This is a genomic window from Xylanibacter rodentium (genome assembly GCF_013166575.1).
In the GTDB taxonomy this organism is placed as follows: Bacteria; Bacteroidota; Bacteroidia; order Bacteroidales; family Bacteroidaceae; genus Prevotella; species Prevotella rodentium.
This window is the reverse complement of record NZ_JABKKE010000006.1, coordinates 100,940-120,352: the sequence shown is the minus strand read 5'-3', so window position 1 is coordinate 120,352 and position 19,413 is coordinate 100,940. Positions and strand designations below refer to the sequence as shown.

The window sequence follows — 19,413 nt, the reverse complement described above, 5'->3', positions numbered from 1 at the left end:
AGGCTATTGTCTTTAACTCCTAACGGAGCGTAGCGGAGTGATAACTCCAGTTAACTCCTTTAACTCCATGTTCACCTTTAGCGAAGATATTCCGCTAAAGGCGAACGGTTGGCCTTCAACCCCTTTGCCACGCTTTTGGCATTTGTCTTTGCACCGAGCAGCGACGTGTGTGTGTGGTCGCGCTTGTAATATTTCATTGCCTTGTCCTTGCTGCCACACTTTTTGTCGAGATAGTCGGCCGTGATGTTGTGCAGATCGACCAGTTCGGTGCCTGTCTGTTCGGCCACTTCCCGATACCACTTGCCGTAAGTATCGTTGCGGCGCTCTATTTTGCCGTCCTTCCACTCGTTGCGCGGGGTGATGGTTACGAGTATGGGCGTGGCTCCCTTTTCGCGCACATCCTGGATAAACTTCTTGAGATACCATCCGAAGGTATATACCAGTTCATATTTGCCGGAGTCCTTCATACGGAACACTTTTGTCGAGTCGGACGTGCCGGGTATTACGCCGCGCATCTTCTTGTCGTCGATGGGGCCGATGTCGTTGTGTCCGAACTGTATCAGTACGAAATCGCCCGGCTGAAGGCTGTTGTACACCCTGTCCCAAAGACCCTCGTTAAGGAAAGTGCGTGTGGAGCGTCCGGCCCGTGCACTGTTCATGCACGTTATCTTCTTCGGATTGAACACGGTGTAGGCTTGCGACGCCCATCCCCACATGCCGTCATCGTCCTTGTCCTCGTTCTTCACCGTCGAGTCGCCCGTGAAGAATACCACCGGCTTGCCCGTCTCACGCTTTACCGCTACCGCAGGCAGCGTCAGCGGCTTCATCATAGCCTGTAGCGGTGCCAGTTGCGGGTCGGTGTTTGCCGCCAGTCCTTCGGCGGCCGAGCGGGCGTTGAGCACGGCGCCGAAACGGCTTGTGTGAATGTTGTCCTTGTAGAAGTGGTAACTTTCTTTCCATTTGCCGTACATGTCGAGTTTGGCTCCCGAAATCTCGTTAAGGTCAACGTAGGGCACACCCTGCTCACGGCTTATTTCCTCAAGCCATTGTCCTTGCGGCTTGCGTACAATCTTGCCTTGCTCGTCGTAGGCGTTGCGTGGGGTGAGTGACATCAGTATGGGGTTGGCACCCTTTGCCCGGCAGTCAGCGATATACTTGCGCATGTATCCGCCATATGTATACACGGTCTCCTTTACGCCTGTCTCTTTGATTGTAACCTCCACCGAGTCGTGGCCAGTGCCTTTGAGCACCGAGCGTGCGCGGCCGCTGTCGATAGGTCCGCCGTCGTTGTGTCCGATGGATATTATCACCCAGTCGCCCGGTTTCAGCGCTTCGCGCACGGCCGGCCACAACTGGTTGTAATACGTGCGTGTGCTCATGCCGCCAAGAGCTTGATTCTCTACGCTTATCTTGTTCAGATCGAAATACTCGTGTTCAAAATATCCCCATCCCCATTGGCCGTTGTTGCCGTTGCCCAGCGTGCCGTTGCGCATGGTCGAGTTGCCTATCAGAAACAGCACGGGCTGCTGTCCGCGGCGTGTGGTGCCCGGCTTTGGGCGTGCCATCAGAGCTTTGGCTATACTGTCGGGGGTATTGTCAACCACCTTGTTGACATCCTCCATCACATCCGGTACCTGTCCGAAAGTCATGGTCACCGATGCTCCGAAGATTGCAATAGTAGAAAGTAGTCTTTTCATCGTTTTTATGATTTTGTTTTTGTTATATTGATTTTATGGCGAATCCGGTTTTCTCTTGCCGTATTATATAAATATGTATTTGCAAAGGTAATCATTTTATGCGGTATGACGAAAGGCGACGCTTTATTTTTTGCCTTCCAGGCCAATAATGCTTACCGTGATTTTGTCATGACGGAGAATGCCGTGAGGCGTGGACGGAGTTTATGGTTCTGCTGCCATTGTCTGCTCTTTTTCGGGGAAAGTATAGCGCTTTGTGCTGTGGTCTTGAAGGAATATTCGGTTGAGGGTGTATGCTAAAGATTCCAATGTCTGTTCGCGGACCGGGGCTTTCAACTGGCATTCCCATATGGTTATACAGTGCCATCCCATGGCTGCCAATTTGCGCTGTTCGGCTATGTCGCGTTCCTGGTTGCGCTGTATCTTTGTTTTCCAGAATTTGGTATTGCTTTTGGGCATTACAAAGTATTTGCAGTCTTTATGTCCATGCCAGAAACAGCCGTTGACAAATATTGCCGTGCGGTACTTGCGCAAGACAATATCTGGATGGCCGGGAAGACGCGGGTGGTTTAGCCTATAGCGGTAACCACGGCTGAAAAGAAACTTCCTTACTAACAGTTCCGGCTTGGTGTTCTTCCCACGTATAGCAGCCATGCAACGGTGGCGTTGTTCTTTGGTAAGTTTGTCCATGTTTTTACATTATAGTTTGGAGTATCTTTTGTGTTTTCCCATTTTTATATAGCCTGTTTTAGATTACGGTGATTTCCATATTTATGTGCAGCATTGCTTTGATGACACGAAGAAGTTTAGCCTTGTCTTTTGTCGTGTTGGGGACGATAATCCAACGGTGTTCATCTATCTGAACCTGATTGTTGGTAATTTTTGTGGTGGTTATCAAGTCCTTGCCTGTCCATGTAAGTCTCTTGCGCATGATGTCATCAATGCCAAGTTTCCATACCGTTTCAAGATATGTGTCCAATGCACTTTCATTGGCTATGTATTCTCCATCAGGGAATTTCACCAGCAACTTGTCTTTTGTACGGCTTTTCTTTTCACGGACAAGTCTGTCTTGTATCTCAAAGTCGGTGCCCATCTCGATGGTCAGTCCCAGTGACAACTGGTCATTTATCGAGCGCAGTTGCATGTATTTGTTGTCTGAGTTGGATTGTGCGTTGATGTACCATCCGTCGCACACAGGTTTCATCCATTCTTTGTATTTGGGGTAAATCTCTTTGGACAGCAATGGAAGGTGGCATAAATCCATTTTGATGTCCGGAAACCTGTCTGCACCAATCTCTTTCAGAACATCAATCATTGTGGAGGTTGTATTATTGTAGCAGAACACTTTCCCGTTTGGAAAAATCACCTTGATGAGCTTCTTTTGGGCTCTGATTCTGTGTCTTTCGTCTTCCATGTTAATTATTGTTTTGGGTTGTGATACATCTTTAGTGTCTGTTCCATCGATATGAGTTCGCCCGGCTGCATCTTTGTTCGGTAGATATGTATCCATTGTGGTCCGAGTGAATGGTATTTCCCCAAACGGATACGAAGTACCGGCATGCCTTTGTTGGCGGCAAATGCAATGCGTTCAACCTCGTAGTAGCCGTCGATCATGCCGCCAACCATTGGCAGGAGAAACTTTATGCCTATGAGATTGACGGTTGGTATTCTTTCCATTGTGTATGTCTTGCCTGCGTGTTCGTGATATGACTTGAATATGTCGTCTGTTTTGCGGACCAGACATGTGAGCACGTTCTTCTCGTCGGCGTTTGCGTTGTGGACACTCTTACCCGTACCTTCCACTTGTGGCAATACTTCCATGGGATTACGCCCCAACTCGCACGGCTCTACGAAAAAGTATCTGTTGAGTTCTTCAAGTAGAGCATCGTTTTCCGCCTTGCATGCTTCGTTGTCTTCAAGTGCCAGAGAGTAAATGCTTTTGTTATTGTCGAAGGGAGTGTATACCTTGCCTATCAGTTGCCGGAAATGGGTCTTGATGTAATCGTCGTCGTCCACTCCTGGTCTGGCTTTCATCGCGTAGAAGTTATAGTCGCGTTGCAGCCATTCCTGTATCTCCCTGCGGAACTTATCCCTTATTTTGTTCTTCCATGCGGCTTTTTGATTAGCATTGTCCCTGGCGTACAGCGACAGTACGAAGAGGAAGTTGACATCATAATGGAACAGCAACATCGTGTCGCGGTCGAAAAGGCGGTTCTTGAATTGTATGTTCCTGTGCTTGTTCCTTTTCCTGTCGGTTTTCTCTATCCCGTCGTTGGCGTAGTCGAAATTCTCGTCCATTTTGGCCGATATAAAAAAGTTGGGGATAATCTTGTACCCTTCTGTCTTTTCGTCACGCAAACGTACACGTGAATTTTTCACGGTCTCATTGAAGCCGTTGAATATATCAAGATTCCACTGGATGACGTTGCGGGCGTAGGTGTACTGCTTATATACCGATTCACGACCGAGTTCGTGGCCCATCTTGTAGTACTTGGAGTCTCCTATATAATAAGTCTGTACGGCTTCTTCGTCCTGCCTGCGGTTTTCGCTTTGCGTGAGGCTGGCGGCCGTAAACAGGTGGTCCACAATCCTGCCGTCGTCCTGTCTCTTGTACATGCCGTCCGGCAGCGGACTGTCACCGACGAGGTCGTCGATGATGGATTCGAACACGATATGGAAACTCTTTACAATCAGATATTCACGCTTGTCGGTGCAGACATACACTTTCCTGCTCTCATCGAAGAAGGCATAGCACAGATTCCATAACAGGAGTGCCTTGTCAGAGAAATACTTGTACTTGATTTGAAGCAGGCGTGTCTTGCCGACCCCGTTCAAATAGGTTTCAAACTTTTTCCCCGTAATCAGCTGGTAACGGCAATAAATGTCTTTAGGGAAACCGTATGTGTCGCTGATGTGATTGAGTATGGAGAAGAAGATGATAAGCAGCTCTTCATCAAAATTTATCTTCCGTGTCTTGTTTACCGGATTCAGGTATATTGGCTGCCCGTCCTGTACTATTGCTTTTGACGAGGCTATTGTTCGTGTCCAGTTTGTCTTGTTCAAGCCGCTATGCAGATTTTTGACAGTGAAGAACAGGAAACTCCGGTTGTCACGGTTGAACCGGATAAGTGACAGAAGTATGTCAAGGTATGTGTTGCAGAGTCTTCGTGTTCCATTGCCTACCTGTACGATTCTCGAATGGTAGATGATGTCGGTGCCGCAGCCCATTCTGTTCTTGAAGACAACAATCGCACGGTATATCCATACGGCAAACTTGTATATGAAGTCGCGTTCTGCCGGTTCAAGGGGATTGCTGTTGTCAAGATTGGCAATGTCTTCGGGACGGTACTTGCCGAATACCAGTTCGCTGCCACATGTGTCTTTCAGCAGCACTTTGGGAAGAATGAATACGCAGTCTTTCAACAGGGTATTATAGTAGTACCCTACATAGTGTATGGAAACGCGACCTTCAACATTCTCCAAGGCGTCGATGCCATGAAGAACGTCCTTCACACCAGCCGCATCATACCGGTATTCTTCTATCAGTATGCGCATGTTCTTGTCGGCATTATATTCTTTCTTCCGTTATGGTTACACCCAGGTCTGCTTCATTGACGGCGTTGATAAATTCGTTGATGGTGTCTCTGAGTTTCTGATTGGCCGGGTGGTGCATCCATCCGTCTTTGTTGACCCATATAGAATTGCCGTCAGCACAATCTATCCTGTAGGAATAGTTCGCATAGCGTTCGTCCATTCTGTCATGTTCTTTTTCGTTTGCAACAACCCAACTGCTCACTGAGTATTTTTTGAACGGTGCCCATACTTCAACGACTTCTTGTGCGGACTTCTCGCTGTTCAATTTTACATATTCTTCTATTGCTGTATACGGTATGGCATTGATTTTCTTTACTTCCACGCCGTTTACTTTTATTATAGAAGTTGTATTGACAACATCTTTTGTGGGAACAGTTTCTGATGTCTTCGGTTTGATACCAAGATTTTCCAAAAACCGTGATATGTTTTCTTCTGCCACTTTTGTCGCTCCATCAACAACGGTATAGAATCTGTCGAACGCGATTTTGCCGCCGTTTCCGTCATCAAATATCGTGTCGCTGAATTCGTAATCCTTGAACACGTCATTCCAAAGGTAGAACACCACTTTGCCTACAAATGTCTCTGCGGAAATTATACCGTCTGTTGCCTTGCAGAAGAAGTAGCCCAGCTTTTTGTCTTCGGAATTGGTTGTGGAACCAATCTTGTCATTGATTCTTTCCACAAACTGCCACCAGTCGTACAGATTGCCATCAGCCTCTATCAGCCAGCCTTTTCCTGCATCACAGATAGGCCGGTAGGTCCAGTCCCAACGACGTTTGAAAGCACTGTCTATTGGGAACAGACTTTGGTCGCTGGTATTCATGGTGGCCCAAATATAAAGATTGTCGGGAAGAAGCAGAATGTCACCGTCCAGAACTTCTTTGCAAACATTGCGTCCGTGGTAATAGGCATTTATTGCATCAGCCTGAGGCAAGGTGAAACCTGAGAAAGTTTTGCTCAACTGTCGTTTCATATCAGCGTCGGCTGTTATAGGATAGTCGGAGAAGCCCGCTTCGTTGCGGTCGAGCAGTTGGAACAAGTCACCGAATATCTGTGCACAGTTGCCCCTGTTTATCTCTTCAATCACAAGGTATTGTTTTTCGGCTTCACCGTTTTCTGCCTTTGCGTACTTTTCCCACGCTGAAGTATACGCCTGCAAGAACGCTTGCGGTACGAACTCGTATACAATCTTTGATTCTTTTCGTTGCGACCCGTCCGGATTTTCTACAGGCACGGCCTTGGTCCCGATGACTGTCATTACTTCCTCTTCTATCGTCGTTGGCTTGTAAGCCCCTACAAATGTGGAATAGTCTGTATCGGGGTGGAAGGTTGTTCGTATAACATCCTCTTCTTTGGTGATTTCATTGATCTTGTATGACTTGCCCGTTCCGGGAGCGCCATAGAAGATTTGTTGAAGATGGTTTGATGGATTTGATGCCTGTATTTGCAATTCTTCAAAGCCATGTTCTTTTCCATCAGCGTAAGGAGTTGTAACATTTTCTATTCTTATATCAAAAACACCATCAATGGCCTTTCTAATATGTAATTCAGAATACCCTCCTGCCAAATAATTTCTAATAGTGAATTTGTCTTGTATGAGTTTTCCAGAATGGTCAATGTACGATATGTCTTTAAGCAACCCGTTGAAATAAAACCGTTTATCTGTTTCTCCATTTTTCTTTAGTATGTCTTTCCGTGCATTCCATGCTTGGGTAATCGTATTTACGGTTTGCCCATCAACAGTAAATAATACATCTAGAAGCGCCAATTGATTCAAAACGAATTCTTTGGAGAACTTTACTAATTTATGTGTTGCAGATTGATCAAATTTTCTGGGGAGTATAGAACATATGAAAAGAATGGCTTTAGTGAGATTCTCTTTGTCGAATCTTACAATTACTTGTTCACCGCAATCACGAAACAATTCAAAGTGTTCATTGTCAAGAAACAAATCTGTATTCTTTGCATCGCCAGCATTTATATTTCGATAACTGGCATTTGTGTCATTTATGTGCTTTATAATTTCTTCCATATTACAAAACTATGGTGTTGTCAATTGTTTTAAAACAGATTTCCGGTTTGATAGCAATGTTCAATGATTTTGTGAATGCACGTCTTTTTGCCAAATCTTTATGAAATATTTTAACGCGAGAATCTAATTTTGATAGGTAACTGTAGCATTTGCGACAGATTGCCAGTTTCTTCTGTTCTTCATAAATATCAAAAACTCGAAAAGCTGAATAACGAGAGTCATCGTGTAATTCTGTTACAAAAGAAATTTCATTTTCGCTGAAAACTATTTCTTGAGAAAAATCAAATGAGGTAGATTTTACATCTATAAAGTATTCTGTTGCATGTGTGGAAACTATTATAAAGTCATAAGGTTTTCCAACTTCATGGCTTTTGTTTTCCCATATGTAATCATTAATCTTTCCTGTATTCTTCTGCTTGTCAAGATATTGTGCAATTAATTCTTCACCTCTGCGACCGATATCCCGGCATCTTGCGGCGGCTTTGTCAAGATCTAAAGTTTTATACTTGTTCTTGAAATCTCCAACTTGAGAAGCAATTTCCAATTCTTTCAAGATATTTACACTGACACCATTAATCTTGCTTTCCAGATAGTTGATTATTTGAGAAAAAGAAGGAGTGCTCTCATCGTATACTTTAAAATCAGAGAGAATTGCATTCAAGAAAAGGTAATCTTGAGAGTCGGAACTAATCAGCCAAAAAACAAGCTCATTGCTATCTGTTCCAAACCAAACAATGAACCAATCAAGATTTGGCTTTTCCTTAGCGAATGAACGTATTTTCCTTACTACTGTATTTTTGCTTCTATTACCAGATTGAACTTTTGGAGCATCAATCTTACCGTTCTTTCTGTTTATTTTACCATACTCACATGATAGAATATCACAGAAATCGTTGTAAATAAGTATAGCATATTTTTCAATATGTGCGTTAGGAAGAAATGTAAGCATGTTATCAAACAGACCTATATGTGTTTGATGGCTTGTTGAAGACAAGCCAAGATCAGCTGCACTTAATTTCTTGTAACCTATTCTTTTCTCTGGATTAAGTTTGAAAAAATTATTCATGGATGATTTGTCTTTTGATTAAATAATAAAGAACTGCATATATCACGTTTACACTGACAGCGTTACCTGCCTGTTTGTAGAGGGAGCCATCAGCAACTCCTGCTTTTCTGGCATTTGTAGCATACCAACAAGGAAATCCTTGCAGCATAAAGGCTTCTTCTGGGGTGAGTTTGCGTATAGGTAAAGTGGACAGTTGTTCTTTTGTATGTGTTAGTACTGGATTTACAGCTCCATGTGATTCTATAAAATCTTGACTGTAATAATTGTCTTGACAAGCTCTGTGCATTTTATGCATAGAGGCAGTCAAGGTTCTGGCAATAGATTGATTTATGTCTGATTTTGATTTGAATTTTGCAGATCCATCCGCTAAGATTGTTGGTTTTATCTTTTCTGAAAGATAATATTTCAATTCAACTTGTTTTGTTAGAATATCCAATGTTGATTGATAATGAGGCACACCAGATTTGAGATAAATATCATCAAAAAGAGTTTTAACACTATTGGAAGTATATGTATCACGGAAATCGTTAGGAACAGGTTCTGTGGTAGCGAAAATCAAGACTCGACTTCGTTTCTGTGGAAGATGAAAATCTACAGTATCGAATATGTTTGGGAATACTTGATATCCTAAATATTCCAATTCTCCTTGGATTCGGGCATAAGTGTTTCCTTTATCATGGCGGTACAGGTTCTTGACATTCTCTAAAAGAATATATTTGGGATGCTTTACATGGAGTATATCCATTATACGGAAAAACATCTGTCCCCGTTCTTCATCGAATCCAGTTTGTTTTCCCATGACGCTAAATGTTTGGCATGGAAATCCTCCTGTCAGTAATTCAAAATCGGGCAGTGCTTCGATAGCTTTAGGTTTTGATGTAAAAGCGACGATATCTCCCATGTCAACCTCGCCATCAACTTTGAAGTTTGTTTTATATGTTTGTTTCGCTTTTGTATCTATTTCCGAATATCCTACACACTTAAATGGCATTATGCCATCTTGTGAAAGTAGATCCAATGCACGACGAAACCCACCAATCCCGGAAAATAATTCTAAATGTGTCATGTCTTAGCGTAAAAATTTCATTATACCATCACCAATGGCTTTGGCTAATTTTACTGGAACTGCATTCCCGACTTGTGCATACCAAATATTTTGAGAACCTGTGATTACATAGTCATCGGGAAATGTCTGTATACGAGCTGCTTCACGAGGGCTTAATCCGCGAGGCTCCCAAGGATGAATATACATATTGCAGTCAAATCTCATGTGTGAAGTGATGGTTTTGCAAATTTGGTTTTCATCCAATTTGAAGTATTTGTCCTTAAATATTCCATTACGGCTTTTGTATGGCATAATGTCTGCAATGGAAGGATGTAAAGAATTCGCACCCTGTGGCAAACGACGGTAAATTTCTATATCTCTAGGATTATTGTATCTGTTTTTATGATTGTATAATTTGTTTATTTCTTTTTCACCATTTATGAAATGGTAGAATTCAGTGACAGGGTATACAAAATCACATTCTGTAAAACCAGACTCTGCATTTTCTGTATATTTTACACCTTTTACTTTTTTTGCTTCAAGATGAGGAAGTCCTTCTAAGGCATCTTTCAAGACAAAATGATCTCGTTTGTTCTTAAAGATTTCTTTAAATATTTCAGAAGGTTCAATGCCCATACAATTGCCAATCATGATGAAACGTTCTCTATTTTGGGGGACGCCAAAGTCTTGTGCTTTGAGAATTTGATAGTCAAACTTATACTCCTCTCCAAAATAATCTTTGAAATTTTGCTTTATGTCTTCAATTCTGTGCGCCATTCCTTTGACATTTTCCAGAACAAAAAATTTGGGACGAACAGTTTTAAGAAAAGTTAGGTATGCCTTATAGAGTTGATTTCGAGGATCATCAAGAATCCTCTGACGGTTTGCCATGGAAAAGCCTTGACAAGGAGGACCGCCACAAACAATAGTTATATCAGATAAATACTTTTGATATTCGTCAATATGTGTATTTAGGTTATTTATATCACCGACATAATAGTGATCATCGCTAAGTTTATGATTTCTTTTATATGTATTGCAAAATGTATCCACAATTTCATTTACAAACCATGGAGTGAATCCAGCCTGTTCCATGCCAAGGCTTAACCCTCCACAGCCGGCGAACAAATCAACCATTTTGTATGTATTTTCTTTACTCATTCTTTTATTACTTAAATGTTCATTCCGCCGCCCCCTCCTTGCTATTTCTAGAACTTCTCTCATTTGGTATATATGACATAGTCATATCATTCCTGTTTGTCAGTATATCATCGTTGAAGTAGTGGGCATAAACTTCAGCTATTTCCATTCCTTGTCCTTTTTTGCATCCTATAGAAGGAATTTAATGGGATACAAAGCATTTGGCTATAGCTTTAGCAGTGATGTCGTTTTTATCTTTTTAAGTTATGTTAAGGGAATTGTATCAGTTTGTTATCATGTTCACTATTCATAAACAATTCTATTTGTTGTTGTATAAATATCAGTCGTCACAATTTGTTTTATTTTTGTTCTCAAATCCTAATTCCTCAGCCTTTTCTACTATCTTTAAAGCAAACTGTGCTTGCTTAAGAGACTTGAATGCACGGTTACGGGAGCGCATGGTTCCAAAATTGAATGCAGCTTTTCGTTCTAAAGGGGAAAGCTGATCACTTGTTTTTGCCCAATTGGCCAGTGCAAACCAGTAGTTTGCCTCAATGGTTTCTGCTTCTTGAATTTTGTTTTGTTGGGCTTCATTCAGATAGCTGCCGTCTTCATTTGTTTCAGTTTGCATTAAATTTTGGTCGAATTTGTCTAATTCTCCGAGTTTTAACTTTAGGCGATTCCAGCATTCTGGCTTTTTGCTCCATTCTCCAACATTTGATGATTGATTACCACTGTTGGAACTTCCTGTAAGATGATTCCATATCAAGGGAATCAGTTCTTCAATGCGGTTGATAACATCCTGCTGGACAGCCTGATGCTCCCAAATGTAGGTAAGGTCAAGGTTTCTGTCCGACAGGAAAGAAATGGCTGCCATCAGGTATGTGTTCATATTTGCCTTATATCCACCAAGTCTCTTTGATTTTACAATAGAGTCAATCGTATTGAAAAGTATACATTTGGCGATGGTGTGCTTGAAGTAATTGCCTGTGACTACAGGTTTGTCTCTTTTTATGTCAGAAACAAAAAGAGTATAGTTCTTTTCTGCACCGCGACAGACATTATAAGGCTGCATATTCCATGAAGACTCATATTTTGCAATGTCCGTCTTTGTGATTTTCTGATTTTTCGGGTATTCTCTTTTGAAAGACTTTTCGTTGAAGCCATTCAGCTGTGCCAGTTGATCCAGATACTGACCGCGTGTACGCTCGAAATACCATTTGCATACAGGTTTTGATTTCCCATTTGGAACCCATTCCGAACGACTGAACTTTTCCATGTCAACCAAATAGGGCTCATTAGCAGAGAAGTCGGAATTTTTGATAGCTGTCTGACTATTGGCTGAAGTTGAAATGGCTTTGATAAGTTCTTCACTGTTTTCTGCGTCACGGATTACGCTCACTTTCATTGGAACAAACACTTTTTTCAATTCCACATCACGGTCATTCATCAATGCGGCTATTGATGCCGTGGTTTGGCCTCCGTTTACAATTTGCCAGTCATACAAACGTGTAATATACAGCATTCCATCTATATCTTTTACGTCTATTTCGCTGGCAGTTGTAGATATGCCATTATTGTATGAAAAAAACATGTCAGGTTCCTCACGTAGGGTCTTTCTTATTCCTTTGTTGACTTTACCTTTGAACTGTAAGAAAGTACGAACATTTTTTTCAAGGAGCACTTGTTGGTATTTTTTGTATATTTTGGCCAGTGTAACACCAGGAATTATGGCCATATAGGCATCGATAAACGGGTTTTCTTCGCTCATCTTCAGACATTGCAGTTCTGTGTTGTATTCAGTTGGAAAGTCTATTTCAACTTTTTCCTTTCCGGCACGGATATTATGCTGTTGGTACACACGCTGCATATCCCATATATTAAACTCAATAATGTATTCTCCATCATCTGATTCAACAGCGGCGCCTGCAGCATCAGGATCTGTAAGGCCGTCTGTGATGACATAAAGACGCAGTTGGTTTATCTTGCCTTTTGTACTTTTAACCAGTTTGGCAACTTCTGCAATTTCGTCATTGTTGCCAACATTGACAGCTTTTAGGAGTGTTCCGTTCATGGATTCACGGTAAAAAGACATAAGGTAGTTGAATCCTTGATCAACCTTACCCTTATTGATTTTTCCAAGCAATGTATCAGCTTTGATTAGATAGAACAAATCGAGGGATTCCGCTTCGTCGTTATAATCATACGCAGTGATTCTTGTGCGTGTCTTTTGAAACGCGCACAATTCCGGAACATTGACTTCTCCATTGTCTTCAATATATTCCAATATGGCTGAGGCAAGTTCTTCATCGTAATCGGTGTTGCCCATTTCTACAGCTAATTTGATGCTGTCTTGGAATTCTTGTGTAAATTCTCTTATATCCATAGCTGCTGTGTAACGTTTAATCTTACTTGTTAACCCGATATTCAAGATATTTCTTGGTTATAGGTCGGAAACATATCTCGTCTTCAAGTTTTTTATATGAAGCCCTCTTTTAGGGATAGTTGCAACTTTTGCTGTTCTGTTTGCGCAATTAATAGTTGTTTTATGTCTGTTCCATAAAGACAATTTCTAAAGTTCATCCTTTGGGACTTTTATATAGACCATGTGAGATTCCTTGACAGTTGACTGCAAAAGTTCTTTCACGTCTACTTGTAGTACGTTTGCTATTTCAACAAGCGTTTCCAAAGACGGCTGAGTGCGATTTGTACACCATTTCGAGATTGTCGCTTCACCTTTGTCAAGTTGTTCTGCAAGCCATTTGTTGGTACGTTGTTTTTCTGCAAGAACTACTTTGATCCGGTTTAAACTTTTATTGTTTGTCATATTTTTATGGTATGCTCCAAATGTACGGGACTTTTCTCTTCTTAAATTAAGAACGAATAAAAAGGTTTGTTATTGCGCTTTTTGGCAAATAATTTTCATTTTTCATATAATTACATGTGCTAAAACGGCAAGATGCCTTCATGTCTTTTCATTCAATTAATATTGCTTCATTAGTATTGGTATTCAGATGTAATTATATTGATGAAGTATTAAAGAGTTTTCTTATTGTTAATTGTATATTGATCATTTCATGTTGGTTTCAGATTTGCATAAGCCCCTTTATTGTTTGCTTCTATGCCGGTCTCTGAATGTAATGCTATTGACTTTACAGTGTAATCTTATTGACTTCACTTCTTGATGTTATTAGCTTTACTCAGTGATGTTATTGACTTCATTACCTGATGTTATTGATTTTGTTCTTCCGTTATGGCGTTAAGCCGGAATGGACATGCTATGTCAGCGTTCTGTCGAGGCTTTTGTTTAAGGCTTGTATTCTGATACATTTTGATTTGTGATTGGTATTTAATTCGCTTGGTCCTGTGTCAAATTATAACTGTTTTTATCGGACGCACGGCGTGCATACTTACAGATTTTTGCGAAGCGGTGTCATAAAGGTGTGTAGACGCATCTGATGGTATGTTACATCGGTTGTCCAAGTCAGTTTTGTTTCTGTACCTTTGCTGTTTTTGTGTGGCTTTGAGCATTTCTGTGAAATTGGTTGTCTTCTCATTAATATATATACAGCATAGTTGGAATATAATAGTTACCTTTGCATCCGGAAAACAGTGCGGTAAAACGTGGGATGAAATCCAACGTTTTCGCTAAACCGAATGAGCAGAAGTGGCCTTGCCCGAATTCTGCCATGGCGAGAAAACGCGCATGAATATGAACGATAAAAGAGAGAATAATATATAAGATAAAACGAGAAGATGGAACTGATAAGAAACAAATCTTATGGAGGCGAGCGCCCGCTGTTTGCCTCGCGAGACCTTCGTCTGGAGAATGTTGTGATACTTCCAGGAGAGTCTGCGTTGAAGGAGTGCAGCAATATTGAAGCAGTGAGTTGTGAGTTTCAGGGTAAATATCCGTTTTGGCATGTAGACGGATTTAGAGTGGAGAACTGCACATTCCGTGAGGGAGCGCGTGCAGCGTTGTGGTATTCTCGCCGGCTCGTGATGAAGGATACGAGGGTGGAGGCGCCCAAGATGTTCCGCGAAATGGAAGACCTTACGCTTGAGAACGTAGTCATTCCCGATGCGCAGGAGACGCTATGGCATTGCAAGGGAGCGAGGCTGAAGAACGTAGAGGTGGCCAATGCCGACTATCTGTTCATGTACAGCAGTGACATAAGCATCGAAGACTATCGCCAGCAGGGCAACTACTCCTTCCAGTACTGCCGCAATGTGGAGATACGCAACGCCGTGATCCATTCGAAAGATGCGTTTTGGGGCACGGAGGATGTGACTGTATATAACTCGGAGATACATGGTGAGTATCTCGGATGGCACTCACGCCGGCTGCGTCTTGTGAACTGCCGTATATCCGGCACACAACCTTTGTGCTATGCCACTGACCTTGTGATGGAGAACTGCACGATGGATGCCGACTGCGACCTGGCTTTCGAGTGCTCGACGCTACAGGCTACGATATGCAGCCGGATAACGAGTGTGAAGAATCCGCGTAGCGGCAGCATCAAGGCTGAGGGTTACGGCGAGATAATAATAGACAAGAATCTCAAGGCACCGGGGGATTGTGTTATAAGTTAGGAGTTAAAGGAAACTCCCGATTTACAATATGAACAAGACAAAGGACAGTCTGTTGGCACTGATACGCAACGGAAGCAGGATGACTCTCGGCGAGCAGTTGCGTCTCACTGTCATACTCAGCATACCTTCCATTATCGCACAGGTATCTGCCATAATCATGGAATATATCGATGCTGCGATGGTGGGCAGTCTGGGTGCCAAGGCGTCGGCCTCGATAGGTATTGTGGCCACCACGACATGGCTCTTTTGGGGGCTTGTGTCGTCGTCGGCAACGGGATTTTCCGTGCAGGTGGCGCATTGTGTAGGTGCGGGGCACAACGATGATGCACGTTCGGTGATGCGTCAGGCACTCTTGGCCGTGACGTGCTTCAGCGTTGTGCTTGCAGCGATAGGGGTAGGCCTCAGCGGTGTGTTGCCCGTGTGGTTGGGCGGTGAAGAAGCCGTGTGTTCGGGTGCCACGTCTTATTTCCGTATCTTTGCCATGTCGTTGCCTCTTCTTCAGCTCTACTCGCTGGCTGGCGGCATGTTGCGTTGTAGCGGCAATATGCTTGTTCCGGGTGTGATGGGCGGTGTGATGTGCATGCTCGATGTTGTGTTCAACTTTTTTCTGATCTTCCCCACGCGTATGCTTGATGTTGCCGGTATGACGATTGTCGTGCCGGGTGCCGGTCTTGGCGTCACCGGTGCTGCCATAGGCACGGCTATGGCTGAGGCCGTAGCCATGGTTGTGCTGATGTGGTATATGCTGCGACGCTCTCCCGAGTTGAGTCTGAAAGGTCCCGTCGGCAGTTTCCGCCTGCGTGCAGGATGTCTGCGCAAGGCATTGCATATAGGTCTGCCGATGGCCGGTGAGCGTGTGGTGCTCAACTGCGCGCAGATACTCACCACTGTCATCGTGGCTCCGCTCGGCACTGCTGCCATCGCCGCCAATGCCTTTGCCATCACGGCCGAGGCTCTTTGCTACATGCCCGGTTATGGTATATCGGAGGCGGCCACGGCACTCGTCGGGCAGAGCATAGGGGCCGGCCGACGTCGGCTCACACGCAGTTTCGCGTACATCACCGTCGGTACGGGCATGGTGATAATGACGTTGATGGCTGTGGTGATGTATGTCTTTGCTCCGCAGATGATGTCGTTCTTTACGCCTGACGATGCTGTGCGTTCGCTCGGCGTCACGGCATTGCGTACCGAAGCCTTTGCCGAACCGATGTTCGCTGCCGCCATTGTCACATATGGTGTGTTTGTCGGTGCGGGCGACACACTCATTCCCTGCTGCATGAATCTGTTGAGCATTTGGGCGGTGCGTCTCACTCTGGCTGCGCTGCTCGCCCCGACGATGGGGCTGCACGGTGTGTGGATAGCCATGTGTGTGGAACTGTGTTTCCGCGGTGTCATATTTCTCGTGCGGCTGTGGAGGGGGAAGTGGGTGAAGGTATAGTTTCTTGATGGGATTAAATTTAAAATATATGATTTACGATTTTGATGAACTGATTTCCCGCAGAGGAACAAATTCCTATAAATGGGATGGAACTGACGATGACAGCGTGTTGCCGCTTTGGGTGGCCGATATGGACTTCCGTACGGCACCGGTGATAACGGAGGCACTGCGTAAGCGCGTGGAGCATGGCATATTCGGATATACGCGTGTGCCTGACGCCTATTATGATGCCGTGACATCTTGGTTCGCCCGTCGTCACGGCTGGCAGACTGAACGCGAGTGGATAGTCTATACGAGTGGTGTGGTGCCGGCATTGTCGGCCGTTATCAAGGCTCTGACCAGTCCCGGTGACGGCGTGTTGGTACAGACACCGGTATATAATTGTTTCTTCTCGTCGATACGGAACAATGGTTGCGACATCGTTGAAAGCGCATTGATATATGGAGACAGTACCTACCGTATCGACTTTGACGACTTGGAGCGCAAGGCGTCGATGCCGAATGTAAAGCTGATGCTGTTGTGCAATCCGCACAATCCTGCCGGAAGGGTGTGGACACGCGACGAACTGATACGAATCGGTAAGATATGTTTGCGTAATGGTGTGCGCGTGGTGGCCGACGAGATTCACTGCGAGCTCGTATTCTCTCCCCATCGTTACATCCCGTTTGCTTCTCTTGCATCCGATTTCGGCATACACTCCGGAGCGTTTCTTGCAAACACCGTCACCTGCGTGTCGCCGAGCAAGGCGTTCAACATAGCCGGTCTGCAGATAGCCAATATCATCGTTGCCGACGAGGATGTGCGCCGGCGGATAGACCGTGCCATAAACGACAATGAGGTATGCGACGTTAATCCGTTCGGCGTCGAGGCGCTCATAGCTGCATATAATGGAGGTGAGGATTGGCTTGAGGCGTTGAAAGCGTATCTGTACGACAACTACCGCTGCCTTTGCGGATATTTTGCCGGGCATCTTCCGCAGTTGGAGGTGGCACGGTTGGAAGGCACCTATCTGGTTTGGGTGGATTGCCGCCGTCTTGGGATGACATCCGATGAACTGTGCCAGCGGCTGCTTTCCGACTGCGGATTGTGGTTGAACGAGGGGACCATGTACGGTGATGCGGGCGAAGGCTTCGTACGAATCAATATCGCCTGTCCTCGCAGCCGGCTCATTGAGGCGCTCGACCGTCTGGCCGGCTTCGTTGATAATTTGTAGTTGGTGACTGAAACCGATTGGAGGGAAGAAAGTCAAAAATCTCCTGTCTGTATGGGGACAGGAGATTTTTGATACATATTACCGGAAAAAGGCTATTCCATGTCTTATTCCTTTGCGCTTTCTGTAGAGCATATGTCTTTCACCATTCTTACACCGGTGAGTTTTATATCGGCTGTCTTGGTGTCGATGTTGTTGCCTTGTCCGGTGTATACGAATGTGCTGTTGTCTATGGTGATGCCGTGCACGCAGTTCATGCCTTCTATTCCGCTTGCCGTTATTGCATTCTTCGTGTTGCGGCATGTTACGGACGAAATGTGTATGTCTGTAAATTCGGGCACTTTCTCCATCTTCGGCTTATCAGTATTGTCGGTTTGTCCGCCTGCCGGTTTGTTGAGGTAGTCACACTGGAACGTTATGGCATCGTGCACGATGTCCGTCATCACGATGTCGCTGATGTATATTGATTCCGTGCGGCCCCCGCGACCGATGGCACTCTTGAAGCGCAGGCCGGTATCCGTGCCGGAAAAGCGGCAGCGGCGCACCACTATACGCTTCATTCCCGTAATGTCCTCGCTGCCAATGACGAAGCCGCCGTGGGCATGATATACGGTGTTGTTCTCTATCAGTATGTCTTCGCATCCGTTCACGAGTGCTCCTTCCTTGTAGTCGCCACTCTTCATGCAGATGCCGTCGTCACCGGCATCCACGGTGCAGTTTACGATGAGAGCCTGATGGCAGTCGCTCAGGTCGATGGCATCGCCGTTTTGGGCGTTCCAAGGACAGCGTACGGTGATGCCGTCCATGATGATGTTGCGGCTGTTGAACGGATGTACATGGAATTTGGGGGCGTTTTGGAAAGTCACTCCCGTCAGCATCACGTTCTCGCAGTGGTATATCCGGAACAGGTCGTTGCGCATCTTTTCCTGTTTTTCAGGTGTTCCGGCTATGTCCTTATAACCCGATTTCATCTCCCACGGATACCACAGACCGCCGTTTTGGCGTTCCACTCCGCCCGTTTCCTTATACTGTTTCCACTCCACGTCGCTCACCTTGCCGCGCTTTACCGGGCGCCATTGCGATCCGTTGCCATCGATGATGCCTTCACCGGTAATCATTATATTTTTGCAGCGCACGGCACTGATACATGCTTTCACTCGCGATGCCTTTGGATCTGTGTCTACGTAAAGCGACTTGTCGGGCGAGAAGTATATTATGGCGTTCTTCTCGACATGGAGGTTGATGTTGCTCTTCAGTTCGATAGGTCCTGTTAGCCATATGCCTTGTGGCACGGTGACGCGCCCACCGCCTTGTGCCGAAAGTTCATCAATGGCCCGTTGGAATGCTGCGGTGCAGAGTGTCTGCCCGTCGCCTTTGGCGCCGAAGTCCGTTATGCTTACATTCTTTTCCGGCACGCTTACGGGCGTGGCCTTGCGCAGTCCGACGGGCAGGTTCTGATAGTAGTGTGCATAGTCGGATGCTGTGACGACGTACGCGGAACATGCCGTGAGTATGGCCGCCGTCAGCGTCTTTAGTATTCTTTTCATGTTTCTTGAGATTGGTTTTTAATGTATATTCTTTATGGGATTCACTGTCAATAC

The 19,413-nt window shown here is 44.7% G+C and carries 15 protein-coding genes; 3 read left to right on the top strand and 12 right to left on the bottom strand.

Annotated elements, in window-relative coordinates; translation table 11 throughout:
• Positions 1-77: 77 nt before the first annotated feature.
• The 11 genes from HPS55_RS05080 to HPS55_RS05035 form a co-directional block, all read right to left on the bottom strand.
• Entirely contained in the window at positions 78-1,697 is a 1,620-nt protein-coding gene (locus HPS55_RS05080; protein WP_172177048.1) for a rhamnogalacturonan acetylesterase, read from the bottom strand.
• Positions 1,698-1,898: 201 nt separating this feature from the next.
• Positions 1,899-2,384 (bottom strand): very short patch repair endonuclease, encoded by a 486-nt coding sequence (locus tag HPS55_RS05075; RefSeq protein ID WP_172177046.1) that lies wholly within the window; start codon positions 2,382-2,384, stop codon positions 1,899-1,901.
• A gap of 58 nt (positions 2,385-2,442) precedes the next feature.
• The gene (locus HPS55_RS05070; protein WP_172177044.1) at positions 2,443-3,108 is read right to left on the bottom strand and encodes a hypothetical protein; all 666 of its coding nucleotides are present in this window, start codon (positions 3,106-3,108) and stop codon (positions 2,443-2,445) included.
• A 5-nt stretch (positions 3,109-3,113) separates the two neighbouring features.
• Positions 3,114-5,249 (bottom strand): restriction endonuclease, encoded by a 2,136-nt coding sequence (locus tag HPS55_RS05065; RefSeq protein WP_253945841.1) that lies wholly within the window; start codon positions 5,247-5,249, stop codon positions 3,114-3,116.
• A 13-nt stretch (positions 5,250-5,262) separates the two neighbouring features.
• Positions 5,263-6,738: an AAA family ATPase gene (locus tag HPS55_RS05060; protein ID WP_253945840.1), complete on the bottom strand. Its 1,476-nt coding sequence runs from the start codon at positions 6,736-6,738 to the stop codon at positions 5,263-5,265.
• A gap of 583 nt (positions 6,739-7,321) precedes the next feature.
• Positions 7,322-8,386, bottom strand: a complete 1,065-nt coding sequence (locus HPS55_RS05055) for a protein NO VEIN domain-containing protein (protein WP_172177040.1) — start codon at positions 8,384-8,386, stop codon at positions 7,322-7,324.
• The gene (locus HPS55_RS05050) at positions 8,379-9,452 is read right to left on the bottom strand and encodes a DNA cytosine methyltransferase (protein WP_172177038.1); all 1,074 of its coding nucleotides are present in this window, start codon (positions 9,450-9,452) and stop codon (positions 8,379-8,381) included. The genes HPS55_RS05055 and HPS55_RS05050 overlap by 8 nt, the downstream gene beginning before the upstream one ends.
• 3 nt (positions 9,453-9,455) lie before the next feature.
• Positions 9,456-10,592 (bottom strand): DNA cytosine methyltransferase, encoded by a 1,137-nt coding sequence (locus HPS55_RS05045; RefSeq protein ID WP_172177036.1) that lies wholly within the window; start codon positions 10,590-10,592, stop codon positions 9,456-9,458.
• Positions 10,593-10,611: 19 nt separating this feature from the next.
• Positions 10,612-10,740, bottom strand: a complete 129-nt coding sequence (locus HPS55_RS14290) for a hypothetical protein (RefSeq protein WP_256372666.1) — start codon at positions 10,738-10,740, stop codon at positions 10,612-10,614.
• 171 nt (positions 10,741-10,911) lie between these two features.
• Entirely contained in the window at positions 10,912-12,957 is a 2,046-nt protein-coding gene (locus HPS55_RS05040) for an AIPR family protein (RefSeq protein ID WP_172177034.1), read from the bottom strand.
• A 186-nt stretch (positions 12,958-13,143) separates the two neighbouring features.
• Positions 13,144-13,398 (bottom strand): helix-turn-helix transcriptional regulator, encoded by a 255-nt coding sequence (locus HPS55_RS05035; RefSeq protein ID WP_172177032.1) that lies wholly within the window; start codon positions 13,396-13,398, stop codon positions 13,144-13,146.
• Between the two features lie 929 nt (positions 13,399-14,327).
• On the opposite strand from HPS55_RS05035, the gene HPS55_RS05030 reads away from it, so the two are divergent.
• From HPS55_RS05030 to HPS55_RS05020, 3 genes are read left to right on the top strand one after another with little or no spacing between them, the layout of a single operon-like run.
• Positions 14,328-15,164 (top strand): DUF3737 family protein, encoded by an 837-nt coding sequence (locus tag HPS55_RS05030; RefSeq protein WP_172177031.1) that lies wholly within the window; start codon positions 14,328-14,330, stop codon positions 15,162-15,164.
• A 28-nt stretch (positions 15,165-15,192) separates the two neighbouring features.
• Positions 15,193-16,602 (top strand): MATE family efflux transporter, encoded by a 1,410-nt coding sequence (locus tag HPS55_RS05025; protein ID WP_172177029.1) that lies wholly within the window; start codon positions 15,193-15,195, stop codon positions 16,600-16,602.
• A 28-nt stretch (positions 16,603-16,630) separates the two neighbouring features.
• On the top strand, positions 16,631-17,815 hold the full coding sequence (locus HPS55_RS05020) for a MalY/PatB family protein (RefSeq protein WP_172324736.1): 1,185 nt from the start codon (positions 16,631-16,633) through the stop codon (positions 17,813-17,815).
• A gap of 104 nt (positions 17,816-17,919) precedes the next feature.
• Here the strand turns inward: HPS55_RS05020 and HPS55_RS05015 are convergent, their stop codons facing one another.
• On the bottom strand, positions 17,920-19,359 hold the full coding sequence (locus HPS55_RS05015) for a glycoside hydrolase family 28 protein (protein WP_172177025.1): 1,440 nt from the start codon (positions 19,357-19,359) through the stop codon (positions 17,920-17,922).
• Between the last annotated feature and the right edge of the window lie 54 nt (positions 19,360-19,413).

Bases quoted from the DNA above. Each gene is read 5' to 3' on its own strand.
- HPS55_RS05080 (WP_172177048.1), bottom strand. From the start codon at position 1,697: ATGAAAAGACTACTTTCTACTATTGCAATCTTCGGAGCATCGGTGACC.
- HPS55_RS05075 (WP_172177046.1), bottom strand. From the start codon at position 2,384: ATGGACAAACTTACCAAAGAACAACGCCACCGTTGCATGGCTGCTATA.
- HPS55_RS05070 (WP_172177044.1), bottom strand. From the start codon at position 3,108: ATGGAAGACGAAAGACACAGAATCAGAGCCCAAAAGAAGCTCATCAAG.
- HPS55_RS05065 (WP_253945841.1), bottom strand. From the start codon at position 5,249: ATGCGCATACTGATAGAAGAATACCGGTATGATGCGGCTGGTGTGAAG.
- HPS55_RS05055 (WP_172177040.1), bottom strand. From the start codon at position 8,386: ATGAATAATTTTTTCAAACTTAATCCAGAGAAAAGAATAGGTTACAAG.
- HPS55_RS05050 (WP_172177038.1), bottom strand. From the start codon at position 9,452: ATGACACATTTAGAATTATTTTCCGGGATTGGTGGGTTTCGTCGTGCA.
- HPS55_RS05045 (WP_172177036.1), bottom strand. From the start codon at position 10,592: ATGAGTAAAGAAAATACATACAAAATGGTTGATTTGTTCGCCGGCTGT.
- HPS55_RS14290 (WP_256372666.1), bottom strand. From the start codon at position 10,740: ATGGAAATAGCTGAAGTTTATGCCCACTACTTCAACGATGATATACTG.
- HPS55_RS05040 (WP_172177034.1), bottom strand. From the start codon at position 12,957: ATGGATATAAGAGAATTTACACAAGAATTCCAAGACAGCATCAAATTA.
- HPS55_RS05035 (WP_172177032.1), bottom strand. From the start codon at position 13,398: ATGACAAACAATAAAAGTTTAAACCGGATCAAAGTAGTTCTTGCAGAA.
- HPS55_RS05030 (WP_172177031.1), top strand. From the start codon at position 14,328: ATGGAACTGATAAGAAACAAATCTTATGGAGGCGAGCGCCCGCTGTTT.
- HPS55_RS05025 (WP_172177029.1), top strand. From the start codon at position 15,193: ATGAACAAGACAAAGGACAGTCTGTTGGCACTGATACGCAACGGAAGC.
- HPS55_RS05020 (WP_172324736.1), top strand. From the start codon at position 16,631: ATGATTTACGATTTTGATGAACTGATTTCCCGCAGAGGAACAAATTCC.
- HPS55_RS05015 (WP_172177025.1), bottom strand. From the start codon at position 19,359: ATGAAAAGAATACTAAAGACGCTGACGGCGGCCATACTCACGGCATGT.